This window comes from Streptomyces sp. NBC_00377 (assembly GCF_036075115.1).
In the GTDB taxonomy this organism is placed as follows: domain Bacteria; phylum Actinomycetota; class Actinomycetes; order Streptomycetales; family Streptomycetaceae; genus Streptomyces.
The window spans coordinates 8838940-8864694 of the sequence record NZ_CP107958.1; the positions used below are offsets into that span (position 1 = coordinate 8838940).

The 25755-nt window shown below is 70.1% G+C and carries 22 protein-coding genes and 4 pseudogenes; 14 read left to right on the plus strand and 12 right to left on the minus strand.

The window, feature by feature from the left end; translation table 11 throughout:
* Nucleotides 1-110 precede the first annotated feature (110 nt).
* Nucleotides 111-242: a hypothetical protein gene (locus tag OHS71_RS39275; protein WP_328484088.1), complete on the minus strand. Its 132-nt coding sequence runs from the start codon at nt 240-242 to the stop codon at nt 111-113.
* 127 nt (nt 243-369) lie between these two features.
* On the opposite strand from OHS71_RS39275, the gene OHS71_RS39280 reads away from it, so the two are divergent.
* Nucleotides 370-852: an ATP-binding protein gene (locus tag OHS71_RS39280; RefSeq protein ID WP_328484089.1), complete on the plus strand. Its 483-nt coding sequence runs from the start codon at nt 370-372 to the stop codon at nt 850-852.
* Between the two features lie 127 nt (nt 853-979).
* Here the strand turns inward: OHS71_RS39280 and OHS71_RS39285 are convergent, their stop codons facing one another.
* Both OHS71_RS39285 and OHS71_RS39290 read right to left on the minus strand, forming a co-directional pair.
* Nucleotides 980-1288 carry a hypothetical protein gene (locus OHS71_RS39285; RefSeq protein ID WP_328484090.1) on the minus strand — a complete coding sequence of 103 codons (309 nt, stop codon included), beginning with the start codon at nt 1286-1288 and terminating at the stop codon, nt 980-982.
* A complete protein-coding gene (locus OHS71_RS39290) occupies nt 1285-2103 on the minus strand; it encodes a phytanoyl-CoA dioxygenase family protein (RefSeq protein WP_328484091.1) in 819 nt (272 codons plus the stop codon). The genes OHS71_RS39285 and OHS71_RS39290 overlap by 4 nt, the downstream gene beginning before the upstream one ends.
* A gap of 70 nt (nt 2104-2173) precedes the next feature.
* Between OHS71_RS39290 and OHS71_RS39295 the strand changes: the two genes are divergently transcribed.
* Together OHS71_RS39295 and OHS71_RS39300 are read left to right on the plus strand one after the other, a co-directional pair.
* On the plus strand, nt 2174-2959 hold the full coding sequence (locus OHS71_RS39295) for an AraC family transcriptional regulator (RefSeq protein ID WP_328484092.1): 786 nt from the start codon (nt 2174-2176) through the stop codon (nt 2957-2959).
* Between the two features lie 365 nt (nt 2960-3324).
* Entirely contained in the window at nt 3325-4479 is a 1155-nt protein-coding gene (locus OHS71_RS39300; protein WP_328484093.1) for a S8 family peptidase, read from the plus strand.
* 103 nt (nt 4480-4582) lie between these two features.
* On the opposite strand, the gene OHS71_RS39305 is transcribed toward OHS71_RS39300, so the two are convergent.
* The 3 genes from OHS71_RS39305 to OHS71_RS39315 form a co-directional block, all read right to left on the minus strand.
* Nucleotides 4583-5671, minus strand: coding sequence for a hypothetical protein (locus OHS71_RS39305; protein WP_328484094.1), 1089 nt, complete (start codon nt 5669-5671; stop codon nt 4583-4585).
* A 136-nt stretch (nt 5672-5807) separates the two neighbouring features.
* Nucleotides 5808-6857, minus strand: coding sequence for a hypothetical protein (locus OHS71_RS39310; protein WP_328484095.1), 1050 nt, complete (start codon nt 6855-6857; stop codon nt 5808-5810).
* A gap of 133 nt (nt 6858-6990) precedes the next feature.
* Nucleotides 6991-7617: a class I SAM-dependent methyltransferase gene (locus tag OHS71_RS39315; protein ID WP_328484096.1), complete on the minus strand. Its 627-nt coding sequence runs from the start codon at nt 7615-7617 to the stop codon at nt 6991-6993.
* Nucleotides 7618-7819: 202 nt separating this feature from the next.
* Here OHS71_RS39315 and OHS71_RS39320 point away from each other — a divergent pair.
* Nucleotides 7820-7990 (plus strand): annotated as a pseudogene (locus OHS71_RS39320) (alpha/beta hydrolase); the annotation flags it as partial.
* A 269-nt stretch (nt 7991-8259) separates the two neighbouring features.
* On the opposite strand, the gene OHS71_RS39325 reads toward OHS71_RS39320, so the two are convergent.
* Nucleotides 8260-10611, minus strand: a complete 2352-nt coding sequence (locus tag OHS71_RS39325) for an alpha-L-fucosidase (RefSeq protein ID WP_328484097.1) — start codon at nt 10609-10611, stop codon at nt 8260-8262.
* Nucleotides 10612-11234: 623 nt separating this feature from the next.
* On the opposite strand from OHS71_RS39325, the gene OHS71_RS39330 reads away from it, so the two are divergent.
* Nucleotides 11235-11684, plus strand: a complete 450-nt coding sequence (locus OHS71_RS39330; protein ID WP_328484098.1) for a spore-associated protein — start codon at nt 11235-11237, stop codon at nt 11682-11684.
* Nucleotides 11685-12017: 333 nt separating this feature from the next.
* Here OHS71_RS39330 and OHS71_RS39335 read toward each other — a convergent pair whose 3' ends face one another.
* On the minus strand, nt 12018-12809 hold the full coding sequence (locus tag OHS71_RS39335; RefSeq protein WP_328484099.1) for a VOC family protein: 792 nt from the start codon (nt 12807-12809) through the stop codon (nt 12018-12020).
* Between the two features lie 224 nt (nt 12810-13033).
* On the opposite strand from OHS71_RS39335, the pseudogene OHS71_RS39340 reads away from it, so the two are divergent.
* Both OHS71_RS39340 and OHS71_RS39345 read left to right on the plus strand, forming a co-directional pair.
* Nucleotides 13034-14501 (plus strand): annotated as a pseudogene (locus tag OHS71_RS39340) (MFS transporter).
* A gap of 298 nt (nt 14502-14799) precedes the next feature.
* A complete protein-coding gene (locus OHS71_RS39345) occupies nt 14800-15369 on the plus strand; it encodes a TetR/AcrR family transcriptional regulator (RefSeq protein WP_328484100.1) in 570 nt (189 codons plus the stop codon).
* A gap of 400 nt (nt 15370-15769) precedes the next feature.
* On the opposite strand, the gene OHS71_RS39350 is transcribed toward OHS71_RS39345, so the two are convergent.
* Nucleotides 15770-16495 carry an SDR family NAD(P)-dependent oxidoreductase gene (locus OHS71_RS39350; RefSeq protein ID WP_328484101.1) on the minus strand — a complete coding sequence of 242 codons (726 nt, stop codon included), beginning with the start codon at nt 16493-16495 and terminating at the stop codon, nt 15770-15772.
* Nucleotides 16492-16806, minus strand: a complete 315-nt coding sequence (locus tag OHS71_RS39355; RefSeq protein ID WP_443047138.1) for a hypothetical protein — start codon at nt 16804-16806, stop codon at nt 16492-16494. The genes OHS71_RS39350 and OHS71_RS39355 overlap by 4 nt, the downstream gene beginning before the upstream one ends.
* On the opposite strand from OHS71_RS39355, the pseudogene OHS71_RS39360 reads away from it, so the two are divergent.
* Nucleotides 16747-17394: pseudogene (locus tag OHS71_RS39360) on the plus strand (MmyB family transcriptional regulator); the annotation flags it as partial. The gene OHS71_RS39355 and the pseudogene OHS71_RS39360 sit on opposite strands and share 60 nt — an antisense overlap.
* A gap of 101 nt (nt 17395-17495) precedes the next feature.
* Here OHS71_RS39360 and OHS71_RS39365 read toward each other — a convergent pair.
* Nucleotides 17496-18440 carry a GlxA family transcriptional regulator gene (locus OHS71_RS39365; RefSeq protein WP_328484794.1) on the minus strand — a complete coding sequence of 315 codons (945 nt, stop codon included), beginning with the start codon at nt 18438-18440 and terminating at the stop codon, nt 17496-17498.
* A gap of 94 nt (nt 18441-18534) precedes the next feature.
* Here OHS71_RS39365 and OHS71_RS39370 point away from each other — a divergent pair, with 94 nt between their 5' ends.
* The 6 genes from OHS71_RS39370 to OHS71_RS39395 all read left to right on the plus strand — a co-directional run bounded on the left by OHS71_RS39370 (nt 18535) and on the right by OHS71_RS39395 (nt 25403).
* Nucleotides 18535-19128, plus strand: coding sequence for an MBL fold metallo-hydrolase (locus OHS71_RS39370; RefSeq protein WP_328484102.1), 594 nt, complete (start codon nt 18535-18537; stop codon nt 19126-19128).
* Nucleotides 19129-19461: 333 nt separating this feature from the next.
* A complete protein-coding gene (locus tag OHS71_RS39375) occupies nt 19462-19641 on the plus strand; it encodes a hypothetical protein (RefSeq protein WP_328484103.1) in 180 nt (59 codons plus the stop codon).
* 86 nt (nt 19642-19727) lie between these two features.
* Nucleotides 19728-21182: a serine/threonine-protein kinase gene (locus OHS71_RS39380; protein ID WP_328484104.1), complete on the plus strand. Its 1455-nt coding sequence runs from the start codon at nt 19728-19730 to the stop codon at nt 21180-21182.
* 522 nt (nt 21183-21704) lie between these two features.
* A complete protein-coding gene (gene ku, locus OHS71_RS39385) occupies nt 21705-22625 on the plus strand; it encodes a non-homologous end joining protein Ku (protein ID WP_328484105.1) in 921 nt (306 codons plus the stop codon).
* A gap of 259 nt (nt 22626-22884) precedes the next feature.
* Nucleotides 22885-24966 carry a SpoIIE family protein phosphatase gene (locus tag OHS71_RS39390; protein ID WP_328484106.1) on the plus strand — a complete coding sequence of 694 codons (2082 nt, stop codon included), beginning with the start codon at nt 22885-22887 and terminating at the stop codon, nt 24964-24966.
* 155 nt (nt 24967-25121) lie between these two features.
* A complete protein-coding gene (locus tag OHS71_RS39395) occupies nt 25122-25403 on the plus strand; it encodes a metal-sensitive transcriptional regulator (RefSeq protein ID WP_010358257.1) in 282 nt (93 codons plus the stop codon).
* A gap of 127 nt (nt 25404-25530) precedes the next feature.
* On the opposite strand, the pseudogene OHS71_RS39400 reads toward OHS71_RS39395, so the two are convergent.
* Nucleotides 25531-25647 (minus strand): annotated as a pseudogene (locus OHS71_RS39400) (ArsR/SmtB family transcription factor); the annotation flags it as partial.
* Nucleotides 25648-25755 lie beyond the last annotated feature (108 nt).

Genomic DNA, 25755 nt, shown 5'->3' on the forward strand with positions numbered 1-25755 from the left:
TCGCGCGCTTGTCCGGTTGTCTGTTCGGGAACGGTCCGACGACGGCATCCACGCGGACTCCGCCGTCGTCGGTCGGCCGGGGGCGTCCCCCGGGGTCCGTTCCTGTACGGCTACCAGGGCACGTCCCCGTTCTCGTCCTGGAAGGTTCCCGTCGGACCGTCCGCGTCGAGCGTCGCGAGACGCACGACGGGCCCGTCGAGGGCGGCCAGCAGGTTGCCGTGGCCGGTGGGTCGCCGACGCAACCCGGGTCAGCGAAAGCGCCGGGCCTGGCCGCCCGCAGAGCGGTCTGGCCGAACGGCACCCCTGGTGGCATGTATGACGCCGTCGCGGGTACCGGCGCACAGGAACGGGGGGAGTGAGGGCGGACGCGTGGGATCTCATGCCGACGGTGACGGCTGTACGACGCCGCACGCGTACCTGATGCGCGCCGGCTACACCCTGAGCGGGTACGACGGCTGCATCGCCGAAGCCCGCCACCACGCCGTTGCCTTCCTCGACCAGGCTCAGGCCGACCATCATCTGCCCGTAGCCGCTCGTACGAGAGAACTCACCCAGCTGGTGGTCAGCGAGCTGGTCACCAACGCCCGCAAGTACGCCCCCGGCCCTGTTCTGCTGGAACTGCGCATCAACGACCGCGCCGTGGACGTGGTGGTGTGGGACAGCGATCCCACCGTCCCCGCCGCCCGGTCCGTCGACCCCGACAGGATCGGCCAGCACGGCCTGGAGATCGTCAAGGCCGTCACCGAGAAGCTGTTCACCGAACAGGATCCGGTCGGCAAGCGCATCACGGCCCGCATCACCCTGTCCGACGACGACCTCGGCTCCTCCACCACCGGTCGCCGCTCCCCGTAGCAGCCGACGCGTTCCCCGGCGAACGCCGACGACGGTGGACCGCACACCCCGGGGTGGCGCCGCAGCCGGGCTCACCGCCGGCAGGATCCTTCTCCCGTGCCCGCAGCGCAGCCACAGCCGGCCATGGCTACAGGGACGTCGTCGTGTCCTGCCCGCGCTGCACGAGCTTCTCGAAGAAGAACTCGTGCTTGAGGAACGACGTCTCGTGTTCCGCCCCCGGGTAGGGCGGGATGAGCTGGGCGGCCTGGATGAGGCGCCAGCCGTCCTCCAGCGCGGCGACGCCCGTCTCGTACGGCGGTTCGTCGCTGTCGCCGGTGGTGGGTCGGGTCGCGCCGGTACCGTCGTAGCGGGCCCATCCGACGACCGGGGAGTCGAGGGCCGATGTGCCCAGGTACAGGACCAGCACCTGCTGCCGCACCGTGTTCGAACTGGTCACGCGCTTCTCCTCTGCGCAGGTCGGTTGGTGATGCGGGTGGCCCAGTACTCGACGTCGAAGTCCGGGTCGTCGGTCAGGGAACGCCAGAGCCTGATGCGGTTGTGGATCTCGAGCCTGCCGGTGGCCGGTTCGTACCAGGGGAACGTGTGTCCCAACTCCTCGCCCACGGCGGGGTCGTGCAGGTCCCCGGTGTCCCAGAGCCGCACCTGGGGCACGGTCGGGTTGAAGCGGATCTTGTACATGTGGCGGACGGTGTCGCTCTCGTTGCGGCGGCCCCCGTGCCAGATGCCGTGGTGCAACAGGACGACCGTGCCGGCCGGACAGGTCAGCCGGGTCTGGCCGCGCAGGTTCTGGTACCGGCCGGTGTCGGACTCGTTGATCCGGCGCAGATGACTCCCCGGGACGATGAGCGTGCCGCCCATGTCCGCGGTGACCGCCTGCGGGTAGTACATGAGCTGCACGTCGAAGGCGTCGGTCCGCAGATCGATCAGGGCGTCGGCGTGCAGTGGCTGCGCGCTGCCCTCGCGTGGTTCACGCGTGTGCACGTGGTGGTGGTCGACGGTCGGGTCCGGCCCCACGAGGCTCTCCAACGCGCCCGCTACGGCGGGCAGGTCGACGAGCCGTCTTGCGAAGGAGCCCTCGGGGAACGCCTTCGGTACAGGGGTGCCGTACGGCACGGAGGGCAGCCCCGCCGCGAAGACGCCGAGCGCCTCCTCGTTGAGTTCCCGGGGCACGACGCCGTCGAGGCGCAGGAAACCGTGTGCCACGAACCGCGCCGTCTGGAGCGAAGTCAGCAGCTGTCGTGTGGTTGGCATACGGCCACCGTAGGAAGAGACGGTGCGAAAGTCGTGGGCTGTATCCAGCGAGAACTGGTAATTTTCCACCATGACGCACTTCGTGGAGCTGGCTCTCGACCTCCCTCCGCAGGTGCACAACGCGGGTGTGGGCGTACACGGGTACGCCGGTCCTCACGATGTGTTCCGGCTGCCCCGGCTGTGGCAGCTTCACCTGTACGGCTACTCCGGCACCTTGGAGTTCGGCGGCTTCCGGCACGCGATCCGCCCGGGGCACGTGAGTCTGGTGCCACCCGGCACGGAGGTGCACTTCCACTACGACACCACCCCGTGCGAGCACCTGTATGCCCACTTCAGGTTGCCGGGCGAGGGCGAGCGGCGCCATGTCCCGGCGATGCAGGACGCCGGTCCGGACGCCGCGGTGCTCGGCGGACTGCTGCGGCAGACGGTCGCGGCCGGCACACAGTCCCCGGCGCGGGCCGCCGCGGAACTCTGGACGGTGCTGTGGCGCACGACCGGCCTGGCCGGTGCCTCCGGCGGCCGTGAGGGCTCCCGGCATCCTGTCCTGCGGACGGCCATGGCCCACATCGAGGAGCACCTGGCCGACCCGCTGGGCGTCCCGGACATCGCGCGTGCCGCCGGAGTTTCGCACACCCACCTGACGCGGTTGTTCCGGAAGGACACCGGGCTCACGGTCGTCGGCTACATCCGGCGCCGCCGCATGGAGCGCGCCCGGCACCTCCTGATCGCCTCGACGCTCGCCATCCCGGCGATCGCCGCGACCGTCGGCATCCCCGACCTCCAGGCGTTCAACAAGACCTGCCGAAGGGAACTGGGCGCCTCACCACGGACCGTCAGGCACTCGGGGCACCGATGAGCGCTTCGGCGCCGCCCCGGGTACACCCCGGGGGAGGGGGTACCGCGGACGCCGCCGACGAGAACACCGGGTGTGGACGCGCCGCCCCGGACATGAGCGCCGGGGATGAACGCGAGCGCCCCCGATCCGCGAAGGCCGCCGTCGCGGCGCGCCAGAACTGGCTGGAACGCCTCCTCGCCGCCGACTGACGGACTCTCCGGCAGGCGTCGGAGGCGAGCCGCCCTCGTCGTCGCCCCGAAGCGCTTGGGTCGGCCAGGCCGGTCGCCGGTCGCCGGGTCGCCGTGCCCGGTCCCGGCCGGAACCGCCCGCGCCCTGTGGTCGTCTCGTGCCTTGACTGTGCACGAAGCAAGGACGTGGGGGACGCTGTGACACGGAACGTGACGAAGGCCGCTCTCGTGGTGGTGGCCATGGCGACGGTGCTCGGGGCCTCGGCGTGCGGCGGGCAGGCCGGCGCGGCGGGCGGAGGGACCAGCGGGACGCCGCCTACGCCCTCCTCCGGGCAGGGCAAGGCGAAGTCCGTAACGACCTCCGGCAACGCGGCACCTTCCGGCCACGGGACGTCTTCCGGCTCGGCGCCGGGATCTGCCGGCACCGTGGAGGAGTTGTCCGCGGCCGCGCATACCGCGGCGTCACCCCTTACCCGGCACGTGCCGTGGAACCTGGACGTTCTGGACCAGCGATCACGGCCCCTGAACGGGAAGTTCACCACCACCGCCACGGGCCAGGGCGTTCACGTCTATGTGATCGATACCGGTATGGACATCGCGCACAAGGAGTTCGGCACACGTGCCCACCTCGGCGCCGACTTCGTGGGCCCGAAGGACTCGGGTGACTGCTTCGGCGAGAGCGGCATCGGCCACGGCACGTTCGTCGCGGGCATCATCGGCGGCGCGAAGTACGGGGTGGCGCCCAAGGCACAACTCGTGCGGGTCCAGGGCATCCTGTGCGAGAGCGGGGGCGGCGGCTCCGCGGCCGCGGCCGAGGCAGCCCTGGTGAAGTCGGTCAAGTGGGTCACCGCGCACGCGCAGAAGCCCGCGGTGGTGAACATGTCGCTCAACCTCGACCACCGGTCCGCGACCCTCGAGGCAGCGGTGAAGAAGATGGTCGACGTGGGGATCCCGACCGTGGTGTCGGCCGGCAACTTCCACGACGACGCCTGCAAGCACTCCCCGGCCGGTGTCCCCGGCACGATCGTCGTTGCGGCCTCCACGCCGAGCAACCGCCCCTGGAGCGACAGCAGTTCCTACGGATCGGGCTACGGACGGTGCGTCGATCTGTACGCCCCCGGCCAGAAGGTGACCGCCGCCCTCGCCGGCGGGGGAACGACCACGCAGGAGGAAGGCGCCACGTCCTGGGCCGCACCGCATGCCACGGGCGTCATCGCGCTGTACCTGTCGGCACACCCCCACGCCACCGCCAGGGAGGTCCACGTCTGGCTCGACCACACGGCCACCGTCGGTGTCCTGCGCGGCGTCCCCTCCGGCACTCCCAACCGGCTGCTCAACACCGGGGGCCTCTGACCGGCCTCGGCCGCACAAAGGACCGGAAGCCCTGGTACGAGGCATCCCGTCGATCCGCTCCCGGCGCGCAGCGCGTCTGATGGCCGATGCCGGGATCTCCTGATCAGGCGGTCGTCGCTTCCCCGCTCCCTCCGCACAGGCCGATGGTCTCCGGGAACCGGGAAGCGAATGCCCTGTGCGCCGGGTCGGTCTCCTCGCGGGCAGCTTCGAGGAAGAGGCGGATCAGCTCCTGCCGGTCTTCGTGAGGTGCCTGGTCCAGCCGCCTCAGCAGGGTTCCCGTCCATGCTTCAGTGATCTTGACGGCTTCATCGGCGTCGACGGTGTCCTCGTCCGCCATCTCGATACAGCCGAGCACCGTCACGTACGCGGCCGCGAGTATCCGGGACCGGGGCACCACGGCAGTGGCCACAGCCGGCGGCTCCTGCGTCGGGAGGCAGAGTACGTCGGGGAGTTCCAGCAGCGACCTGTCTGCCTTCCAGAAGCCTTTGCGCGCCATGTCCTGGCTGTGCATCGCTCCGGCGATCCTGCGGAGAACGCGGGCGAATTCCTGCCGGTCGTCGTCCGCCAGACGGTGAAGGCCGTCCTGCACGATCCGGATGCCCCGTCCGGTGAGCAGTGCCTTGCCCTCTGTGCCGATGCCGGCCGGCTCACCGGAATCGCCCCCGCTGGGATCGCAGGCGCGGATGGCGGCGATGAGACCGAGGACTCCCTCCGAGAGGATGGACTCGATGAACCAGTGTCTCGCCTGCCGGCCCGTGACATGGGTTCCGGGGGCCAGGTCGTTGAGCTCGAGCGCGTCACGGGTGCGGAAACCGGCGAGCGTGAGCACGCTTCTGATCGTCTCGTCCATGAGGGAACCGACGCGCGTGCCGTGCTCGATGACCGGTTCCAAGAGATCGAGGCGATCCGGCTCCATGGATCCGAGAGCGGCCTCGGTCATGGATTCACCGGCGTTCCAGCTGACGTGGACGCCGCCCGTCGCATCGTCCATGGTGTCGACCGAGACCCGCGCGCCGGCCTGTCTGTCGGCCAGGGTGCCGGGGCGTTCCACGTAGGCGGGAAGCCCGGCGTACTGCAACTCGCGGCATACCGCCTCCGCCAGCGCGTGCCACTCGGCGACGACTTCTTCCGGGGCGTGTGGAACGCCGTATTCTTCGGCGCTTGCGCGCTTCTGGGGGGCGACGTACGTCAAGGGTTCTCCGGAGGGAGTCGTCCGCGGCGAGAGGGATTCAGCTGACGATTCTTGCAGTTCCGTAGCTGAAACGCGGCGAGCGAGCGAGGTGCGGCCGGGACGGCCGCACCTCGCCCACGCCGTACGGATCAAAGGATCACGAGCAGCGCCACAGAGCCGGGAACAGCGAAGCCTGGGTGCCGGCAGGCGCGTTGGCGCCTCCCAGCGTGGCGTCGTCGCCGACCGTATACACCCTCCCGGCGCTGAGGGTGGCCACCGTCGTGGTTCCCTGCCACAGCGTGACGGCCCGGGCCCTGGCCGACGTGCCGACGATCAGACCGCTGCTGTTGACGTCGCTCGTGCCATAGGCGTCGGGCAGCTTCTTCGCCACGCCGTCCTTGCCCCACAGGACGGCGAACCGGTTGAAGTTCGCGGTCTGGCCGTCGCCCACCACCGTGCCGTTGGAGATCGCCGAGATGGTGGAGTTCGTCGCGCCCGCGGGCATTGCCAGGGCTTTGGCCGTACCGCCCTTCCAGAGGTACGCGCGCGTGGTTCCCTCGATGTCGGACACCGCGGTCACCGCCACCGTCCCGTCGGTGTCCACGCCTTCGACGCGGCTGCCCACGGGGAAGCCGGCCGGCGTCGTCACTGTCCCCGGCTTGTCGGCGGGCCAGAAGTAGACCGTGCGGTGATTGGGATCGGCGCCGTAGCCGTCGCCGTAGATGTCCCCGTTCGCCGTGACGGCCCTCGCCACGACGTCGTGCGCTCCGGCGGGCACGGGCAGTTGCTCCAGCTTCCCGTCGCGGGAGCGGAACGGGTGGTCCTCGCCCAGCGGCCAGCCCTCCGACGAACCGGTGAGTTCCCAGCCGTAGCCGACCGCGACGCCCGAGCTGTTCACGTCGTTGACGCCGAGCGTGTAGTCGGCGCCCGGCACGGTCCCCAGATCGGTGACTTTGTCTCCCGACCAGAGTGCCGCGTGCGTCTGCGCAATGACGGACCCGGGAAACTCGATCTCTCCGGCGGAGATGCCACCGCCGGCCATCGCCGTGACGGCGCCCGCGGTGGCACCGCCCGGTACCGGCAGCTGGCTCGGCCGGTAGGTACAGGACCGGGCATCGGCCTGGGCGGAGGGCGCGAGTGCGGCAACCGCGGTGGCCGCCACGACTCCGGCGACCACGGGCATGATGACACGTCTCATGGGACTCATTCATGACTCCTTGAAGGCGGCAAATACCAGACTTCAGCCTTCACGCCGGTTCTATACTCCCGCTCTGCTCGGCCTGGCGAGCATGCCCGCGCGCCGCCGCACCACCACGAGTCGAGGGGGGACACGCCTGGGTTCAGGGGGTGGCGCGGGAATGCACGCTCACGGCGTAGCCGCCGCCCGGAAGGTAGGCGTCGCCCGCCCAAGTGGCGAAACGTTGCCGCAGTGTCAGTCCGGCCTGTGCGCACCAGTGGTCGAATTCCGTCAACGTCACTGTCGGTTCCGCCAGTGGCAGGTGCTCGGCGTCCAGACCCATGCCGGTGACCAGCAGTCCGCCGGGGCGCAGTACGGCGGCGAGTTGCCGCACCACAACCGGTTCGGTGGCGGGGGCCAGCAGGGGGATGACGTTTCCGGCGGCGAGCGCGAGGTCGAACCCGGGTTCCAGACCCAGGCTGTCCAGGTGCGCCAGGTCACCGTGGAGCCATTCCTGCGCGGGGGCGTCGCGGCGCGCTACAGCGAGCATGGAGCGGTCGACGTCCACGCCGGTACAGAGGTGACCCAGCGTGGCGAGACGGACCGCGATCCGCCCGGTGCCGCAGCCGGCGTCGAGGACGCGGGAAGCACGTTCCAGCAGCGCGTCGCAGAAAGTGGCCTCGCCGTGGACGTCGTGGCCTGACTCGGCGAGCCGCGCAAACCGCCGGGCGTACTCCTCTCCGGCTTGTCCCCCTGTCAGTTCCGCCCAACGGTCGTGTCGGCTGCTCATGGTCTGCGTGCCTTTCGGTGGTCAGGACGGGAAGGGTGCCCTCGCACATTCTCCGCCCTCGTCGCTCTGAGGGCCGCGCGCAGCGGCCTCGGTCGCTGAGCGGCGGGCGGCCGCGACCTCCACCTGGGCGGCGGGAAGCTGGTCGGGGCTCGGGAGCGCTGCACGCCGGGGGATGTTCGCCACCGCACCGCCCTCGACGCAGTTCCTGATGCAGTGGGACGACGAAAGGATGGAACGGCAACCGATCCTGGACCTGTTCGGCGCCTTCGGCACCAAGGAGAAGACGCTGCACGCGAACCTGGGCGGGCACGCCGGCACCCCATGGTTCGAGGTGGACGACGCGGCCCGGTTCTTCGCCCGGCATCTGAGCTAAGGGCGGCCCCACCGTCAGACCCGTAGCGGACGGTGGAGCAACGGCGACGGCGCCGGCCATCGTCATCGAGGAGATGCCCCGCCCCTCCACGGTGACGATGGCCGGCAGACGCACCACCGCCCCGGTCGCGGCGGTGCCGCCACCGGCGGCACCGGCCCGTCGTTCCACGGCGCCGAGCGGCGCCGCGCCCGGGGGCCGCGTCGCGAGCAGCGTCATGCTGCCGTGACCACGGTTGTGCTCAGGGTCGTGCTCAGGGTCTCCCTCGGCAGTCAGGAACGCCAGTGCACCTTGAAGACCCAGGCGTGCTGCCCCGCCTTGCGTGCGGCTTCGGGGACGTCGATCACCAACGCCCCCTTGCTGAGGGTCCAGGTCAGGGGCCGGTCGTGGCCGAGCATGGTCACCTTGTCGCCGCTGCGGATCGGGATCGGCGCCTCGACGGTGAGTTTGGCGCCCGGCCTGGCCAGGGAGTGGATGTAGAAGGCTTCGTCCGGGCGGACGGTGAACCGCAGGTCCTCGCCGAGTTCGGCCATCCGGGACCAGTACGTGGTGTCGTAGATCGCCTCCCCGTTGGTGCGCAGCCAGCGGCCCGTCTCACGCAGGCGGGTCTGCATGATCTCGGGGATGGTGCCGTCGGCGCGTGGGCCGATGTCGAGGAGGAAGTTGCCGTTCTTGGAGACGACGTCGACGAGGCTGTGCACCACCGCTTCGGTCGTCATGTAGGCGTCGTCCGGTGTCGCCTGGTTGTAGCCGTAGCTGAACGGGTCCAGGCCGCGGCTGGACTCCCACTTGGCGACGACCGTGTTGTCGTATGTCGTGTACTCGGGCGTGGTGAAGTCGTGGAAGGCGATGCCCGAACGGTCGTTGACGGTGACCTCGACGGGCCGGGCGCGGTTCTTCGCGTGGTTGAAGTAGTCGGCGAGGACATGGAGGCTGTCGTTGGCGCCGCCGATGTCACACCAGATGACCTCGGGGTCGTAGCCGTGGATCAGCTCCTCCATCTGCGCGGCCTGGTAGTCCTTCACATAGTCCTTGCCCGCGGTGTAGCCCGTGTACGGCACCGGTTCCTGCGTGTACGGATTACGCGGGGCGTGGCCCATCCAGGGATTGTCCGGGTTGAACCACTCGGGCATGGAGAAGTAGAGCCCTCGGTGGAGTTCGGGTGTGTAGCGGCGCGAGGCGTCGAAGAGTTCCTTGACGAGGTCCCGTCTCGGGCCCATCTTGACGGAACTGCGATCAGAGACCTTCGTGTCCCACAGGGCGAAGCCCTCATGGTGCTTCGAGGTCAGCACGTGGTACTCCGCGCCCGCGTCCCGGAACAGTTCGACCCAGGCGCGTGGATCGAATTTCTTCGCGGTGAACATCGGGATGAAGTCGTCGTAGGCGAAGTCCTCGCCGTACTTCTCGCGGTGGTAGGCGAAGACGGCGTTTTCGGGATCCTGCATGTGGTTCCAGTACCACTCGGCGTACTGTTTTCCGACCGGCGACCAGGCGGGCACCGAGTAGACGCCCCAGTGGATGAAGATGCCGAACTTGGCGCCCTGGAACCAGTAGGGCGCCTGGTGGCCGGAGAGAGAGGCCGCGGTGGGCTGGTAGTCGGCGACACCGAGGGTCAACCGGCTTTTCTGCGCGGCGGCTTGGGTACCGCGTCCGGTGACGGTCACCGAGCCGTCCCGGGTGGTGCCGGGGGCTGTGCCCGCACGGTTGCGGATGCCCACACGGATGCGTGCCTCCTCGCCGGGGTCCAGGCGGCGGATGCGAGCGGCTTCGACGGTGCGGGCCCCCGGAACCTCGACGCGCACCGACACGCCGTCCGCGGCCAGGACGGCGACCGTCCCCGCGTTCACGACGGTGGTCTCGACGCTCTGGGCGCCGGACGATTCCAGGAGGGAGTTCGTGGACCGTGTCCCGCGCAGGGCCAGCGCGCGTCCCTGAGCGGCAGGTTGCAGGGACAGCGCGAAGATGTGGAGCGACGCCCTGTTCGCCTGCGCCGGGTTGGTCATCGGCAGCGTGACCGCTACGGCGTCGCGCTGCGGGTCGAGCCACAGCGCGGATGTCCCGATCCCCACGGGGTGTTCGTCCCTGGTGCCGTCCGGTTGGTAGCGGTACGGCACCGACAGGGATCCGCCCGTGGCGTACCAGTCGGATCCGCCGAGGGTGGCGGTCGTGGTCGAGCCGTCCGCGTAGTGCACCGTGGCCTTGCCGGAGGCGTTGCCGTAGCTGCCCGCGGTGAGGAAGACGGCCGAGAGGTAGCGGCCTTGGGGCAGTTCGAGGCGCTGGCCGAGGGCGACGACGTTGTTCTTCGCGCCGGCAGCCGAGGCCGGGAAGACAAAGGGCACGCCGTCGACCTCCAGGCGGCCCGCGGGGAGTTCCTCGCCCGGGAACGTGTAGCCCGAGCCGTCGAAGTCGCCGCCCCGGGCGGAGGCGGTGTCGACGCCGTCGTTGTCGTAGAGGGCGTCGAGCGGGACCGGGACGGGATCGGGGACGGGAGCCCACGGCCCGGCGTGTCCGGCGATCGGTTCGGCGGCGTGTGCGGCGGTGGCTGAGGTGAGGGGCAGCGCGGCTGCGGCGGCGGCGATTCCGACGGCGGTGCCGAGGACCTGACGTCTCTGATACGTACCCATGAGCGACTCCCATTCATCGGATGTCTAATGATTGGGTGGGTGTGTGGTGCTGTCAATGGCGCGTATGTAAAGGGTAGTTGGCGGGATAGGTAGGATGACAGGTGGGAGTGGCTGCGGCAGTCGGTGCGTTGAGGGGGCAGCAGTCCGGGCGCGTCGGCGACGAGCCACCGCCGCGCGAGAATGCCGCGCGCACCACCCGCGTCGGCATGGGTGACCGTCGGCGGCGGAGCGGACGGCTGCGGCGACCGGCCCCGGGAGGGCGGACGCCGTGGACTTCTACCGCTACGGCCTCGTCCCGTTCCCGGTGCTGGACCGCATTCCGGTGGCGCTGAAGGAGCGTTGACAGGCGTTCGGCAGGGCCTTCTGGCGGGCGTTCAGGTGCGACTTCCCATGATGGTGGCCCAAGCGGTCAGTCGTCGCCCCGAGCCCGAGTGTGAGCGCGAGTACGAGCCCGAGTACGAGCCCGCCACACACCGGGCACGTGCCTACGGTTGCGTCCCAACTCGGCCATCCGCGCCGCCAGTTATGACCGAAAACACCAGTAAATCCGGCACAACCATCCGAAGGCCCCGCCCATCACATAAGGCAGGAGCAAGCAACTCCTACGCATACAAGGGGGAAATATGCGCTTCACTCACTCCATGCTGGGCGCCGCCGCGCTGGCCGCTCTGTCGGTGGGGGCCACCACCGCCCTGGCGGCACCCGCCTCCGCGGCACCCAACACCACCCCGCAGAAGGTCTGCGGCAGCGGCTACAAGACCGTGAACTCCGCTGCCGTCGGCACGCTGGGCACCGTCTACCTCGCCTACAACGCCACCAACGGCAACAACTGCGTCGTCACCATCCGCAACAACCCCGGCACCGCGGTGGACATGTCCGCCTGGATCTACGTCCCCGACACCAACGAGGGCGACAGCGACGACGGGCGTTACACCTCGTACGCAGGTCCCTCCTACGTCATCGGCAAGGGCCACTGCGTCGACTGGGGCGGCGCCATCGCCAACACCTACGTCCAGGTGCTGGGCTCCAACTGCGCCTCCCTCAAGGAACAGCGGACCACCTACACCCGCTGAGCCGGCCCACCGAACCGTCCGTCGACCGGGCAGACCGCCGGTCCCGGCCGGAGGGCGGCGTGACGCCGGGCCGCGGGTCCGACCCAGGCGCCGAGCCCACACAGCCGCCCGCCCGAGCACTGACCGACTCGGGCGGGCGGCCGCGCTTCGTGGCCGTCCCGCTCGGCTCCCCTGAGTTTCCTGGTGATGAACCTCCCCTTCCTCCTGTGACGGCGGTTCGCCCCGGGGCTGAACACGCCGGCGGCGGAAATGACGGCCGTCGACCAGCAGGTCGCCGCTGAGGCTGCCGGCCTGTCCGACGTGTGCGGCTGCCCCGCCGCAGGGCCGGCCGCGTCACATCTGCGGGGCGGGCTTCAGCAGCGCGAACACCGCGCCGAAGGGGTCGGCGAGCCAGGCGATCCGGCCGACGTCGGGGACGTCCGCCGCCGGCATCAGCACGGTTCCACCCTTCGCCTCGGCCGCGGTGAGCACGGTGTCGACGTCCGTCGCATGGAAGTACGGCACCCAACGGGGCTGCTCGATTCCACCGCCCGCGCCGTCACCCATCGGCGCGGCTCCGCCGAAGGACGCGGCCTCCTGGTCGCCGTCCTTGACGCTCAGGACCCGGTACGTCATGCCGGGCGTCTGCATGTCCCGGCTGCGCCAGCCGAAGAGGCCCTCGTAGAACGAGATGCCCGCGACGGGGTCCGGTACGTGGAGCTCCACCCACAGCAGCGTGCCCGGCGCGGACGTGAGGCCCAGTCCGGTGGTTCTCCCCGGTTGCCAGAGCGCGAACTCGGCGCCCTGCGGGTCGGTGACCTGCGCCAGTCGGCCCTCGCCCATGACGTCCATGGGCTGCGTCCGCACCGTTCCGCCGCCGGCTGTGACGGCGGACACCGTTTCCTGGATGTCCTCGGTCTTGAAGTGGACCATCCAGGCGGACCTCGCTCCTTCCTCGGTGAGCGGCCCGAGGGCGGCGACGGTCTTCCCGTCGATCTGGAAGAAGCCGTACCCGCCCGACTCCGGCCCGGCGGATTCGAACTGCCACCCCAGGACCGCGCTGTAGAACTCGGCGGTTGCGGCGGTGTCGGGGCTGCCGAGGTCCAGCCAGTTGGGTGATCCGGTAACGAAGTCGGTGCCGAGCATGGGTCCTCCTGGACGACTGATGAGCCGGGCGAAGGGCCACGATGCCGCCCCGTGCCCCCACGGTCCGTGTACGGGGACGGGCGGGGACATCGATTTCACCCGCACGGAGCTCACCCCGGCCCGGGCCGTTCACTTGCACTGTGGAAACCGATCTGTTTTCCTATGGGGGAAACAGATCGGTTTCCGATGGGTGTTCCGCCTATGACCAGCAACTAAGGGGAAACGTGAGTACCACCTTCGACCGTGAGGCGCCCGCCTCCGGGAAAGCAGCGGGCCGTCGCGGCTCACATGCCGTGCGCTGGTGGGTGCTTGTCGTGCTGGGCACGGCACAGCTCATGGTCACGCTCGATGCGACCGTCGTGAACATCGCGCTGCCCGCAGCTCAGCATGACCTCGGCTTCAGCGACGGCAGCCGGCAGTGGGTCATCACGGGGTACGCCCTGGCATTCGGCAGCCTGCTCCTGCTCGGCGGCCGACTCGGGGACCTGTTCGGCCGACGTACCACCTTCGTGACCGGCCTGATCGGTTTCGCGGGAGCCTCCGTCCTCGGCGGCGCGGCCACCAGCTTCGACATCCTCGTCGCTGCGCGCATCGCCCGCGGCACTCTCCCTGCTCAGCGTGACCTTCACCCACCCGTCCGAAAGGGCCAAGGCCTTCGGCATCTTCAGCGCGCTGGCCGGTGCGGGCGGCGCGGTCGGGCTGCTGCTCGGCGGCATGCTCACCGAATGGGCGTCGTGGCGCTGGGTGATGTACGTGAACGTCGTCTTCGCGGCCGTCGCGCTGGTCGGCGCGTTGCTGTTGCTGGCCAAGCTCGCCGTCGCCGAGCGGCCCAAGCTCGACATCCCGGGCACCACCGTGGTGAGCGCCGCACTGTTCGCCATCGTCTACGGGTTCGCGCACGTCGAATCCACCAGCTGGATCGACCCGGTCACCCTCGGCTCCATGATCGTCGGCGTGGTGCTGCTCGCGGTGTTCGTATGGCTGGAGGCCAGGGTCGCGCATCCGCTGCTGCCACTGCGGCTCGTGCTGGACCGGACCCGCGGTGGTTCGTTCCTGGCGGTGTTCGTCATAGGCATGGGGATGTTCTCGATCTTCCTGTTCCTGACGTACTACCTGGAGGCCGGCATCGGCTACTCGCCGATCAAGACCGGTCTCGCGTTCCTGCCGATGGTCGCGGGCATCGTCGCCGCGTCGACCACGGCGCCTTCGCTGCTGCTGCCCAGGGTCGGTCCGAAGCTCGTGATCAGCGCCGGCTTCCTTGTCGCCGCATCCGGCATGGCCCTGCTGACCCGGCTCGAACTGGACAGCACCTACGTCGCCCACATCATGCCCGGTCTGATCCTGCTGGGCCTCGGCCTCGGCGGCGTGATGACCACCGCGTTCCAAGGCGCGACCGCAGGCATACATCACGAGGATTCGGGCGTCGCCTCAGCGCTGATCAACACCGGCCAGCAGATCGGCGGCTCGATCAGCACGGCCCTGCTGACCACCGTTGCGTCCTCGGCCGCGACCCACTACCTGTCCTCGCACAAGCCCGGCGCGCCGGCCGCGGCGCAGGCCGCGGTGGAGGGATACACGGCCACCCTGGCGTGGGGTGCCGGCTTCTTCGTGGTCGGAGCGGTGCTCGCCGCGTTCCTGATACCGAATGCGGCTCTGGCGCCGTCGGAGGGCGAGCCCGTGATCGCCCACTGAGCCTGCATCCACCCAGCCTGTATGCAGCGAGCCCGCTCCGTCGATCACAGCGAGCGAGGAGTGGGAAATGCCCTGTACCTGCGATGATCGGCGTTCTCGACACACGGTGGTGAGGGAAGTCGGTGCCCGCTGCCGGACGGTGGCCCTCAGCTGCCCACGTGCACGTGTGGCGGGGGCCGGTCGTCGCAGGGAGCGGGAGCCTACGAGGTGGGCTGAGTTCTCGAAGCCGCCCGTTCCCGCGCCACCTGCCGTAAACCGATCGGTTTTCAATTCGAGTGAAGCGGGTTAGCCTCACAGTATGACCACCGAGACGAAGCCAAGTCCCCGAGAGCGGCTGCTGGAGGCAGCGGCCACGCTCACCTACCGAGACGGTGTCAACATCGGCGTCGACGCGCTGTGCAAGGCGGCGGGCGTGTCGAAGCGTTCCATGTACCTGTTGTTCGAAAGCAAGGACGAACTGCTGGCCGCCAGCCTGGAGCAGCGCGCCTCCGCCTATGTGGCGACGCTCCTGCCCGCGGCCGACGACGGTCGTTCACCCCGCGACCGGATCCTGCACGTCTTCGACCAGGTGGAAGTGCAGTCGGGTGCACCTGAGTTCCACGGCTGCAGATATCTGGCCGTGCAGATCGAACTCAAGGATCCGGGTCACCCCGCGAGCCAGGTCGCCCGCCGGATCAAGAAGAACCTGACGGGCTTCTTCCGGGCCGAGGCCGAACAAGGTGGCGCGAGCGATCCCGGCCTGCTGGCCCGTCAGCTCAGTCTCGTGTTCGACGGAGCCAGCGCCCGTGCGGGCATCGGAGCCGACACACTGACCGGGCTCGTCGCACCCACCGTGACCACCCTGCTCGACGCGGCAGGCCTGCGCTGACGCAGCGTGGCGGGGGCCGGTCAAGAAGCAGGTGACGGAGCTGAGGCCGGATCCCGTGAAGACGACTGCGGGCCGGGCGGGCGAACCGCCCCGCAGACCGGCCCTGTCTCGCGAGCTGCGGCCCAGAGCGGCCTCCCCCGGGACGACCGCGCAGATCTGGAAGAAGATCACCGCATCGGGACGGCCCGGTCGGGGCGGCCTCGCCCGGTTCCGTGTCCTCGGTGGCCGCCCAGGAGGCGAGCAGGGCGAGGTCGTCGTCGGAGGCCGCGCCGGGCTCGGCGGTATGGGCGATCATCATCGTCGGACCGGATCGGCGGCCGGTTGCGGGAGTCCGTGACGCAGGTCGAGGTCGCCGACGACCGGGCGGTGCGCCCCCGGCCGAACAACCGCTCACAACGGCTCACAGTCCGATGCCCGTCTCCTCGGCCAGTGCATGCAGGAGGCGGTCCTGGAACGCCTCGTCGAGCACTGCCCGGTGGGGCTGCGTCCGCTCGCCGTGATACCAGTACCCGCCGGTCGTGAGGGCCTGCGGCTCGTCGCTGGAGGCGAGCCACTCCTGGGTGCGATGCCCGAGCTCCAGGTCGTCCGGTGCGCCGGGTCCGCCCATTTTGGTCGGCACCCAGCCCGGGTCCACCGCGTTGCTCAGCACGGCGGGGCGCAGGCGTGCCACGGCCGCCGCGAGCGCGGTGACGTACAGCTTGCTGTCGGAGTACGAGCCCGCGCTGTCGCCGCGCCAGTCGACTCCGTCGAGCCGGGGGCGCCCACCGAAGTGCGAGCCGCTGCTCAGGTAGACCAGCCGTCGTGGTCCACGCAGCAGGGCCGTGAGCAGGTACGGGGCGATGATGTTGACCGGCATGACCGCCCGGCCGCTCCACACGCCGGCGTTGTGGACGACCGCGTCCAACGGGTCGGCGTCGTTCAGCTCGGTGGCGATGCGCTCCACGGCATCCCGCTCCGTGAAGTCCCCTGTCACGAGGTGCGCCCCACGCTCCACCAGCGCCGACAGGTCCGCTGCCCGCTCCCGGTTGCGGGCGTGGACGACGACGTCGTGCCCCTGGGACAGCAGCGTGTCCGCGGCGGCACGTCCGAGACCGTCCGCGGAACCGGTCACCAGGATCCGGCTCACGAGCCCACCGCCCTTCGGGTGCGCACTGTCTCGGCTTGCCCTCCGTACACAGGCACCAGTGTGGTGCGTGCCGCGGCCTGGAGCGAGGTCGCGCCACCAGTCGCTCGGACGGTCGTCGTGCCCTGTTCCTCTGCGCCGACGTCGAGGTCGGCATGCGTGACTTCTCGCACGGGGACGTGTCCCTTCGCGGCCAGTCCGGTGCGGTTCCACACGTCCTCGAACAGGACGTCGTCGGTCAGCTCGGCGAGCTGCGGGGCGACATCACCGATCGTCCGGCGTCCGCCGCCGATCTGCCGGGGCTGCTCTGTCATGCACGTTCCTCTCGTGGCGCGCCGGGGCACGGGCTGATCATGGCCCCGCTCCCGGTGCGGACCGTCAGGCTGCGCCTCGACGTCCTCGCCGCCAACGACCTCGGCCGCGCCCTCTACGCCCCGCTGTTCACCGACGCCGGCGCCCGCTCCGTCAACATCGCCCGCTTCCAATTCCTCGATCCACACGGCCGTGACTTCTTCCCCGACTGGGACGAGTCCGTGAACACCACGGTGTCCCTGCTGCGCACCGAGGCCGGCCGCGCCCCGCACGACAGCGAACTGACCGGACTGGTGGGCGAACTCGTCACCCGCAGCGAGGAGTTCCGCACCGCTTGGGCCAAGCACAACGTGCGCCTGCACCACACCGGCCGCAAGTCCTTCCGTCATCCTGCCGTCGGTGCCCTCACCCTCGACTTCGACGCCATGGAACTCCCTGCCCAGCCCGGCCTCACCCTCACCGCATACAGTGCGGCACCCGGCACCCCTGCGGACGACTCCCTGCGGCTCCTCGCCAGCTGGGCCGCCACCCCCGACCGGCCGCTGCCCGCTGCCGACCTCGACGCCCGCGAGTTCCCTCCGGGCAGCTGAACAAAGCACGCCTGCGTCAAAAACCTCCTGACCGGCTTCTCGCCGTGAAGGTCACCGGCGACGTCCCGGAGAGACCTCTCGACGTCTACGGCGCGTTCCTCCTACGGCGTGTTCGTGAAGGAGCGCCGGTACGAGCGGGGCGGCACACCTCGGCGGCGTACGAACTGTTCGCGCAGGACGGCCGCGCTTCCGTATCCGACGCGGCGGGCGATCTCCTCGACCGGCAGGTCCGTGGTCTCCAGGAACTCCTCGGCGCTGCTCAGCCGCAGGCTCCGCAGCCAGGCGTGGGGGGTGGTGCCGGTCGCGGCGGTGAAGTGGCGGGCGAAGGAGCGTTTGCTCATCACGGCGCGCCGGGCCAGTTCCGCGACGGGAAGCGGCCGGTGGAGGTTTTCGCGGGCCCACGCGAGCACCTCGGCGAGACGCTCGTCGCGGCAGTCCTGCGGGACGGGGGCGGCCAGATACTGTGCCTGACCGCCGTCGCGGTGGGAGGGCAGGACCACGTCGCGGGCGACGGCGTTGGCCATCGCGGCTCCGTGTTCCCGCCTCAGCAGATGCAGGCAGAGATCGAAGCCGGCGGCGGCTCCCGCGCCGGTGAGGATGCGCCCTTCGTCGACGTAGAGGGCGTCGGATTCGACGGTGACGTTCGGATGGCGGCGGGCGAGCAGGTCGGCGAACCGCCAGTGGGTGGTGGCCCTGCGGCCGTCGAGCAGTCCGGCGGCGGCGAGCGCGAAAGCGCCGACGCAGTGCGCCGCGACCAGGGAGCCGCGCTCGTGTGCGGCCGACAGCGCCTCGAGTGCGGCGGGAGCGGGCGCTGTGCGGAAACCTGCCCATGGCAGGGCGATCACCAGATCGGCGGCGGCGAGCTTGTCCAGGCCGTTCGTGATGGTGAGCGGCACGCCGAAGTCGGTGGGGACAGGCCCGGGCCGGTCGGTGCACAGCGCGAAGTCGAAGCCCGGCAGTGTCTGCCCGTGCGGACCGAAGACCTCGGTGACGATGCCGACGGCGAGCATGCCGACCCCGGGCGGGGTGTACGCGGCGACGGTCATGAAGGGAGGCACGCGTGCAGTGTGGCACTGATCCTGCGATCAGTGGCATCTGTGCCACTCGTGAACGACCGGCCTGCCCGGAAGGATCGAGGCCATGACAGACGCACCGTTCGGCCGCAGCGCCGTGTACACGATCCTGACCACCGGATACGTCGGCTCCACCGGCCCCGGAGTCGCCGCAACCGTCTCCTACGTCTACGACGCCGGACGACATGTGGTCTTCGACCCGGGCATGGTGGCGAGCCGCGAACATATCCTGGCCCCGCTCGGGGAGTTGGGGCTCGGCCCCGACGACATCACCGACGTGGTACTCAGCCACCACCACCCGGACAACACGATGAACGTGGGCCTGTTCGGACGGGCCCGGGTGCACGACCACAAGGTGGAGTACCTCGGCGATCAGTGGAAGAACCGGGACGCGGAGGGTTACGAACTCACCCCGTCGCTACGGCTGATCCGCACCCCGGGCCACAGCGCCGAGGACATCACACTGCTGGCCGGCACGGCGTCGGGCGTGATCGCCTTCGCCGGTGACCTGTGGTGGCACGCGGACGGCCCGGCGGACGACCCGGTCGCCCCCGACCGTGAGGTGCTGCGCGCCTCCCGGCTTCGGGTGCTCACCGCCGCAGACCTGATCGTGCCCGGCCACGGCGGCCCCTTCAAGGCCGGTGACACGACGCCGCGCTAGTGCCGCGACAGGCAACGTTCGCCCCGTCGCGACGCCCGGCACGCACTCTCGCCGCACCGGCCGAAAGCCCAGGTACGTCCAGTACGAGGACTTCCGGCCGGCACGCCGAGAGCACGCACCGGACGCCGCTCCTTGACGGGCAAACGTTGCCCGCCGCGGCACTAGCCGCTCCGTCAGCTGCGTGCTGTGCCATGCCGTCCGGACGGGCCCGGCATGGGCTTTGCGGTGCCGGACGCGAGCCCCGTCGAATCCCGGGTCGGCTCGACAAGGCCGCCCGGGCCCGCATCCGCACGGGACCTGCTCCGCAGCGGCAGTGAACCGAGGCTCGGCGCCATGTCGCGGACCGATACCGACGTACTCCTCGCCCTCGCACTGACCGCTTGGGCGGCCGCACGCCGGGCCCTGTCCCTGACCTTCGCGCACTGCGCGTTCGGTGTCGCCGTCCAGTTCGGCCCGGACTCGGCCGCCGCGACCGGAACCCGGCCAGGACGATCGCAGGGACAACGGGGGTAACCAGGCGTCTCAGGGGTACTTGCGTCCGGCGTGCCTCGGTGAACGGGTGCCCGCGGCCATGGTGTATCGAAGCATGAGGAGAGGGAATGAGGCTCCGCGAGTCGGCTCTGGCGTTGGCCTCCCGGTGTTCCGCCGACATACTGGCCGGCCGCTACCGCCTGGACGCTCGTATCGGTTCGGGTGGCGCGGCCGATGTCTACCGCGGCTTCGACCTGCGTCTGAGGCGCGCGGTGGCGGTGAAAGTCTTCCGGCCAGGCACCGGCGTCGAAGCGCAGGAGGATTTCGAAAGCGAGGCAGTGATCCTTGCCCGGATGCAGCACCCCGGGCTGGTCACCGCCTACGACACCGGACGACATGACAGCCGCGCCTACCTGGTCATGCAACTGATCGAGGGCTCCACGCTGAAAGCCCGCATCACCGAAGGCCCGCTGCCCTGCGAGGAAACCGCGACACTGGGCGCCGGCCTGGCCCGGGCCCTCGCTCACGCCCACGGAGCGGGGATCGTGCACCGTGACGTCAAACCGTCCAACATCCTCCTCGACGTGTCGGGCCGCCCCTACCTGACCGACTTCGGCATCTCCCGCCTGGTCGACGCCACCACCCGCACCGCCACGGGCACACTCGTCGGCACCGCCGCGTACCTCTCGCCGGAACAGGTACTCGGACGGTCCGTCGGCCGGCCGGCCGACATCTACGCCCTCGGACTCGTGCTCCTCGAATGCCTCACGGGCAGGCTCGAGTACGGCGGAGGCCCTCTCGAAGCAGCGATAGCGCGGCTGCACCGCCCGCCGGTACTGCCCACCGCCCTGCCGGACGAACTCGGCGCCCTGCTGCGGGACATGACCGCCCAGGACGAGCAGATGCGTCCATCGGCATCCGACTGCGCCCGCACGCTGGACACTCTGGCTCACACCACCCACTCCGCACCCGCCGTGCTCACGCCGCCCGAGGCCGACGTCACGGCCATGGTGCGCAGCGGGGAACCGGCACATCATGACGACGTGACGCACCTGGACGCAGCGCGGGCTCCGGACCGAGCCGCTCCGAAGTCCGCTCCCGCACGGAGCCGGGTTCTGGTGACCGGGGGAACCGTCGCGCTCGTCACGGCCATGGCCGCCGCTCTCGCCGTCACCGACGTCTTCCCGCACCAGGGAAACGACGCGAACACGACACGAGCCGTCAGTAGCCCTGCCGAGAACGCCGGCCCCGACGGCAGCTCCGCAGGAAGGAGCGCCGCCCCCGCACCACCCGAGACTCCGCCGACCTCGACCTCGACCCCGGCCCGCGGCAGTTCCGGCGGACTGTTCCGTAATGCCGCCTCCGAGTGGAGTGTCCGTCCCACTCCCGGCGGCGCCAGCCCGAACCCGGTCGACGCGGCACGTGCCTCCCGTGACAACAGGTCGGAGAGCGGACCACAGGCCGGGACCAAGTCTGCGACACCCGGCAAGCAGTCCAGTAGGTCGGAGAAAGACGACAGAGCCGAGAAGGCGCAAGCGAAGAGCAAAAAGAAGGAGCAGGACAAGCCGGGTAAAAGTGGCTGACCGATCGAAGAAGAGGGGTGGACACCGACGGGGCGCCGAAGCGGGGGTCGGCCTGACCGGTCCGCAGCCCACCAGGTCGAGCGGGGCGCTCATCTCCGCACTGCCCGCTGAAGAATCCTGATGCTCGTGTCCAGGATTCTCGGGCCCAGGACTCTCTGGGGATGTACGGCCCAAGCTTCATCGTGAGGCCGTTCCAGCACGCCGTGTGCCAGTGCCGCCGTTCCTCCGCACCGTCGTTCGCGTTGGGCGGCCATGCCTTGCAGCGGAGGGCCTGAGCTGCGCAGGGGCCCCCGGGGCGCGGTGGTGATCGAGCAGGGTGACCGCGTGCTCTCGGTGGAGTTCGCGACCTCGGGCGGGCCGGTGCTCGCCATGAGCGGGACATGGGGCACGGAGCCGGGCCGTTCATGCCCGGACCGGTGAAGCCTGGCTTCAGCCCGCCCTCGAGGCGGGCGGCTGCACAGGTGCGAAAGCGCGGGGGCGCTCGTAGGCTGTTGCTGCTCGGGGTTACCGCGGAGGTTGGTCATGCCCCGAAGCATCTGGTCCGGCGCGATCTCGTTCGGGCTGGTCACGGTGCCGATTCAGGTTCAGTCGGCGCGGGAGGACCACTCCATCCGCTTCCACCAGTACCACCTCGAGGATCTGGGCAGGATCCGCACGAGGAAGGTGTGCGAACTGGAGGACCGGGAGGTCAGCCAGGCGGAGATCGGCAAGGGCTACGAGTACTCCAAGACCCAGGTGATCCCGATCACCGACGACGATCTGAGCAACCTGCCGCTGCCGACGGCGAAAGCGATCGAGATCGACGCGTTCGTGCCGTGGGAGTCGATCGACCCCATCCGGATCGGTGAGGGCTACTACCTGGCGCCGGACGGGCAGGTCGCGGCCAAGCCCTACACACTGCTGCGGCAGGCGTTGCAGCGGTCGTCGAAGGTGGCCGTCGCGAAGTACGCGTGGTCGGGCCGCGAACGCCTCGGTCTGCTGCGGGTGCACGGCGAGGCGATCGTGCTGCACGCGATGCACTGGACGGACGAGATCCGCGACCCTGCCGAGCTGCTGCCGCCGCCCGTGGAACTGAGCGAGGACGAGATCCAGAGCGCGCTCGCGCTGATGGAGCGCATGACCAGAGACGATCTCGAGGGACCGGAGTTCCACGACGCCTACACCGAGGCCATCGCCAAGATCATCGAGGCGAAGCGGGAGGATCGGGAACTGCCCGACGTGCCGGAGCCGGAGCAGCCGGGCAAGGTGCTCGACCTGATGGCCGCCCTCAACGAGTCCGTGCAGAGGGCGAAAGCCTCCCGAGGCGAGGACGACCAGGCGTCCGGGTCGGCGAAGCCTCGGAAGAAGGCCCCGGCAGGGAAGGCGAAGGCGGCGGCGAAGAAGCAGCCGGCCAGGAAGACCGCCGCCAAGAAGACGGCTTCGCGCAGACCGCGCAGCGCCTGATGTGGGGTGCCCGGGCATACCTGCACGACCCGAGCCGGGCACGGCAGACCGTGTAGTGGCCCGAGGTGCTGGATCCGACTCGGGGCGCGCGGCGCCGGCTCGGCGCGCCCCGTCGGCCTTCCGCAGGCGACGTGCCGCGTCGTGATCGGGTCGCTGACTTGCGGGTAGACGCCTATGTACGCGCGGGAGGGGAACCCCGCATGTGTGTGCCCAGGCGGCCGGTGTCCAGCTGAGTGACAGGTTCCGAGGGACGAGTGTGATGAGTCGAGCGAATCAGCACCCGGGGCGGGCCGGTCATTCGCGGAACGGGGTCGCGGATCCGAGCGGGTTGCTCGATCTCCTGGGCGTGTCTGCGGTACTGGTGGAGGCTGACGGCCGGATCGACATGTGGAGTCCGCAGGCCGAGGAGCTGTTCGGCTACACCGGTGACGAAGCGGTCGGCCAGTACGCCGCCCCACTGCTTCTCCATCCCGATGACCGGGAAGCGGGGATGAGGCTGTTCGCCGAGGTGATGGAGACCGGCCGGGGCTGGGCGGGATCGTTTCCCGTCCGGCACAAGGACGGCAGTGTCCGGATGGTGGAGTTCCGCAACATGCGGCTGACGGACAACGTCGGCGACCACTACGCGCTGGGGCTGGCCACCGACAGGGCCACGTTGCGGCAGGTCGAGCGCAAGGTGGCCCTGTCCAGCCAGCTCGTCACGCAAGCGCCGATCGGGTTGTCCGTCCTGGACACCGACCTGCGGTACGTCGCCGTCAACTCGGCCCTGGCGTCGATGCACGGCGTTGCCGAGGCCGACCACGTCGGCCGTCATTTCCGGGACATCCTGCCCGGCACGCCGTTCGCGACCGCGGAGTCCGACATGCTGGAAGTTCTGGCAACCGGCCTGCCTGTGGTGGACCGGCAGGTGGTGGGGCGCACCCGGGCCGACCCGGACAGCGACCACGCCTGGGCCGTGTCGCTCTACCGGCTGGCGGACCACGGCGGGCACGTGCTGGGGATCGCCAACGTGGTGGTGGATGTCACCGACCGGTACGAGGCGGCCAGGGAAGCCGACCGGGCTCAGCAGCGCCTGCGCCTGATGGCCGAGGGATCCGCCCGCATCGGTACCACCCTGGAGGTGGAGCGCACCGCCCAGGAGCTGGCGGACGTCCTGGTGCCCGACCTGGCCGACACGGTCGCGGTGGACATCCTGGACTCCGTCCTGCGCACGGGCCGCCCGGAGCTCGGCGAGGGCCCGCCGCTGTTCCGTGCCCTGGCGGTGAAGACCGCCTGCTCCACGGACGGCACGCAGGCGATGAGTGCGCCCGGCCGTGTCACCACCTATCCAGCCGACCATCCGGCTGCTCACTGCATCCGGACGCGCCGGCCGTCGCTGATCCGCCACATGGACGGCGGCGACCTCAGCCGTTTCGCCCCCGGCGACGGCTCCGCCCCGCTGCTTGCCCGAGCCGGTGTCCACAGCAGTCTGGTGGTCCCGCTCATCGCCCGCGAGCGGATCCTCGGAGTCATGTGCCTGGCTCGTGCCCGCAACCCCGAGCCCTTCGACGAGGAGGATCTCACCCTCGCCTGCGAGCTGGCATCGTCTGCCGCGCTGAGCATCGACAACGCTGTTCTGCACCAGCACATCCGCAGCGCCGCCGAGACCCTCCAGCGCAGCCTGTTGCCGCAGGTCCCGCCCCGGCACCCCGGTCTGGAGATCGCTGCCCGGTACCGGCCCGCGCAGGCCTTCAGCGAGGTCGGCGGGGACTGGTACGACATCCTTCCCCTCAGCGGTGAGCGGACCGCCCTCGTGGTGGGCGACGTCATGGGCAGCGGCATCCCGGCCGCCACCGCCATGGGCCGGCTGCGTACCGCCACCTCCACCCTCGCCGACCTCGATCTCGACGCGAGCCGGATCCTCACCCACCTCGACAAGATCACACAGGGCCTGGAGCCCTACATCGCCACTTGCGTGTACGCGGTCTACGACCCCCACCGCTGCCGTTTGCAGGTGGCCTGCGCCGGCCATCTGCCCCCGGTTCTGGTGCGGGCCGGCCAACCGCCCGAGCTGCTCGATGTACCCACCGGCATCCCGCTGGGGGTCGGCGGCGTTCCCTTCGAGACCATCACCCTCGCCCTGGATCCCGGTGATCAACTCGTCCTGTACACGGACGGACTGGTGGAGACCCGCGACGACCCCATCGACACACGCCTGGACGATCTCCTGCGCCTGCTCTCACCGCCGTGCCCCTCCGCGGAGGAATCCTGCGACCGGCTCCTGCGGGAGCTCCGCAAGCCCGCGGACCATGACGACGTCGCCCTGCTCATCGCGCATGCCCAGCCGTTGACCGCGCACTGAGCCCCCGGTCGGTGGCCGGTCGGCTCGTGCAGGCGGGCGGCCGCCCGGACGGCGGTGCGGGAGGTGAGGGGCGGCCAGGGGGATCGTCCTTTCGTGAGTTCGGGGCTCACCCTTCGGTAGGATACCCAAGGGGGTATCGCGAAGGAGTGTGGGCAGTGGAACTGGCGATGGCGGCTGAGGAACTGAAGACGGTGGTCAACCGGCTGCGCAGGGCGCAGGGCCAGATCGCGGGTGTGATCAAGATGATCGAGGAGGGGCGGGACTGCGAGGACGTGGTCACCCAGCTCGCGGCAGCGTCCCGGGCGCTGGACAAGGCGGGTTTCGCGATCATCGCCACCGGCCTGCAGCACTGCCTGACCGATGCGGACATGGCCGCTTCCGGCGATCGTGAGCAGATGCGTACCCGCCTGGAGAAACTGTTCCTCTCGCTGGCCTGACACGCAGTTCCTGAGGGCATCCGATCACTCGCCCGACTCGTCAGGTGAGGGCGTCGACCGGCATTTCTCTGTCAAATTCAGCGTGGTGAAGTGCCGGGCCGTTCGGGCGAAGCGATGAAGCTGTGACGGGAAAGTAGGAACGGAAGGCGAAGGAGAACACGTCGATCTCGCGTTTCAGCGCCGGCGACAGCCTGCGCATGGCCCGTACCCAGGCGTATTGGACGGGATGATGCTTGGGTTCCACATGTCGAGTCCGCTCTCGTCGTGCGCGGTTTCTCGCGCCACGTTGGCCACCAGGCACCAGCCCAGCAACCCGTCCGGCGTCTCTTCCGCGGTGGGTCCCGTGTCTGTC